The sequence below is a fragment of the uncultured Campylobacter sp. genome, assembly GCF_937949835.1.
Classification (GTDB): Bacteria; Campylobacterota; Campylobacteria; order Campylobacterales; family Campylobacteraceae; genus Campylobacter_B.
Genome location: NZ_CALEDC010000452.1, coordinates 1 through 2,576, shown reverse-complemented (window position 1 = coordinate 2,576; position 2,576 = coordinate 1). Strand labels below are relative to the sequence as shown.

Genomic DNA, 2,576 nt, shown 5'->3' with positions numbered 1-2,576 from the left:
TTCTAAAATTCTAAAATTCTAAAATTCTAAAATAAGCCGAATTTACCGTCCTTGCGCCTATAAAGCACACGCATTTTAGCGTCCATATCATTGAAAACCAAAAACTGATCGGTGCTTTCTTTCAGCTTATTTAGCGCTTCATCAATCTCTAGTGGTTTATAAAGCTCTAGCTCGGTAGGGACGATTTCATCAACCTCGTCGTTTAAATTTGGCTCATTAGCGCCGATTGCATTATCTACGGCATTTTGCTTCATTTCGTCGCGATTTTTGTGAGAATTTACCTTATCGTGGTATCTGCGAAGCACTTTTGAGGCGCGCTCTACGATGAGATCGACGGCGGCATAGAGATCTTTATCTTTTTGGCGCACGACGATAGTGTCTTGATGCGCTAAATTTAATGAAAAATCCACTACAAAACCTTTTTTGCCTTGCTTCTCGTCGGCAGAAATTACACAACGCCCCGAGATGATGTCGAGATTATATTTTTCTAGCGTCTCAAATGCGTTTTCGACATAATTTTTGATAGCTTCCGTTAGCTCAAACTGCTTACCTACGATATTTAAATTCATCGCCTCTCCTTTGCATTATGGTTTTTGAATAGTGCGTCTGTGATATCTAACCCTTGGCGTGCCCATAACCGCCGTATTTGACTCCACTATTACGTCTACAAGTGCAGCATGGCTTAGAACGGCGCCTGTTACGCCGGAAGGTCGCACTGCAGTAGAAGCTTCCCCAAAGTTACTATAAGCGACGGTATTATTGCCCGGCGCTCCTAGCTGTCTATCGAAATATCCGAATGTCACGGTAATGTCAAACATCTTTTGAGCTGGATCATTTGACGGATATGCTAGCCTGATAGTATTGAGAGTAGGATAATCCGATACCGTCTTGTGTTGATCCATAAGTTCGCTCGTTAAATACTGATGCCTTTGCATAGCCAAAACCGCCAGCTCGGTAGCACTTTGAGCCAAAAGCATAGCCTGCTCTCTATTTTGAATGTTATTTACATCGCGGGCAGTCATAGATGCTATAGATAATGCCGTAATAGCCGTAGTCGCTACAATGATGATAAAAAATATGGCTGCTACTAGAGCAAAGCCTTTTTGCATAGTTTTCATTAGTACACCACCTGTGCTTTACAAACATTCAGATCCAACTCGGCTGGATCAAAATTTCTACCGTCGTCTCTCATGCATAGTTTAAGCGCAACGGCGCCGTTATCGTTTTTAAATCTAAACAAACTTACGTCCTCCGCCAACAAGGCGCTACTAGCATTTCTAAAAGATCGCGTATCTTCTTCTATATTGCTCCAAGGGCGATAATTATAACGCAAAACCAAATCGAAATTTTTACTTAAATTTCCTGCTTGATCTTTAGTGTAAATTTCGACATTAGTAGGGACTATCGCATAAGCCGTGTGAGCCAAATAATACTGCTCGGAGAATTCTTGATGATCGTCATTATTGGGGTTACCCGGATATTGAGCTATATTTATAGTCTCGCCGTTTATATTTCCGCCTCCCGCATTACTAGGAGTACCTACAGCTACAAGTACTCTATTGCTACCATCCGCTTGAAAAGTCCCATCATAACCATAGCCTATATTTACACTAGTAGGAGATGCGTCATTGGTGACGATTCTAAATATAAGAGCTACACTGGCATCGTTTGAAGGGTTGCGGTATGTAGTAGCCCTGAGGTTTCTTACGATCTGATTTACCTGAGGGAAGTTACTTCCTAGCGATACCATATTAAAAGCGTTTCTAGTATCACCTATAAAGCCTGCATTATTTGCATCTCGAGTCCAAGTTTGATCTCTTAGCTGATGAAGAGATATAAACCCGCTCCAGCCAGGCATTCTATTGCCTATATTTCTAGTTTCTACGCTTTGTCCTATCCACTCTAGCACATCGTATTTTGGATCGGTAAGATCGCTAATGGGTACGAAGTTTGCAGTGTCGTTAGCATCGCCTATCTCGCGAGCTATCGTGCTGCTTTTAATTCTATTTTCCAATTTATTAGTGATAAGTATAAGAGCGTTTTGCGTTCTATTTTCAAGCTGATTTACTGCGCGCACATGCACATAAGATCTATAAATTTTAGTATATAGATCCGCTCCAAACATCGAGATAATACCCAAAATGACTATGACGAACACTAACTCTATTAAAGTAAAAGCCCTTTTCATCTCGCGCCTCTACCTTACACGCCTAGAAACGGTCGTCTGCCCGCCTACGCCGATATTTGTTAGATATGTTCTTAAAACGATGCCTTTCGGGGTGCCATCTTTAGCAGTAGGGTCATTTACGTCGCTTGCAGTAACGGAAACCATTTTGATATTGGTAGGAGTGCCGTCGTTTGGAGTATTTCTCAATACGCCACTTAAACTCCTAGCGCTTTCGTAATCAGCCGGAGCAAATGGATCTGCTATGTAATCTACCGCTATAGATATACTGGTATCTAAAACAAAATCGCCCCTACTGCTTCTACCCACTAGATCGGAGGTTCTTATCCTGGTTGTAAAACCATCGTAATCGTCTATATCGTTATATGATCCGCCCCCCATAGAAAGCCCT

At 41.8% G+C, this 2,576-nt stretch carries 4 protein-coding genes; all 4 read right to left on the bottom strand.

The genetic code is table 11. The features are described 5' to 3' along the window. Positions 1-26: 26 nt before the first annotated feature. Positions 27-569 carry a ribosome-associated translation inhibitor RaiA gene (gene raiA / locus Q0256_RS10025; RefSeq protein WP_297962658.1) on the bottom strand — a complete coding sequence of 181 codons (543 nt, stop codon included), beginning with the start codon at positions 567-569 and terminating at the stop codon, positions 27-29. Positions 570-584: 15 nt separating this feature from the next. Further along, the gene (locus Q0256_RS10020) at positions 585-1,118 is read right to left on the bottom strand and encodes a hypothetical protein (RefSeq protein ID WP_297962656.1); all 534 of its coding nucleotides are present in this window, start codon (positions 1,116-1,118) and stop codon (positions 585-587) included. Then, positions 1,118-2,188 (bottom strand): type II secretion system protein, encoded by a 1,071-nt coding sequence (locus Q0256_RS10015; protein ID WP_297962654.1) that lies wholly within the window; start codon positions 2,186-2,188, stop codon positions 1,118-1,120. The genes Q0256_RS10020 and Q0256_RS10015 overlap by 1 nt, the downstream gene beginning before the upstream one ends. 9 nt (positions 2,189-2,197) lie before the next feature. Then, the coding region (locus tag Q0256_RS10010) for a hypothetical protein (protein WP_297962652.1) at positions 2,198-2,576 on the bottom strand (379 nt) is incomplete at its 5' end.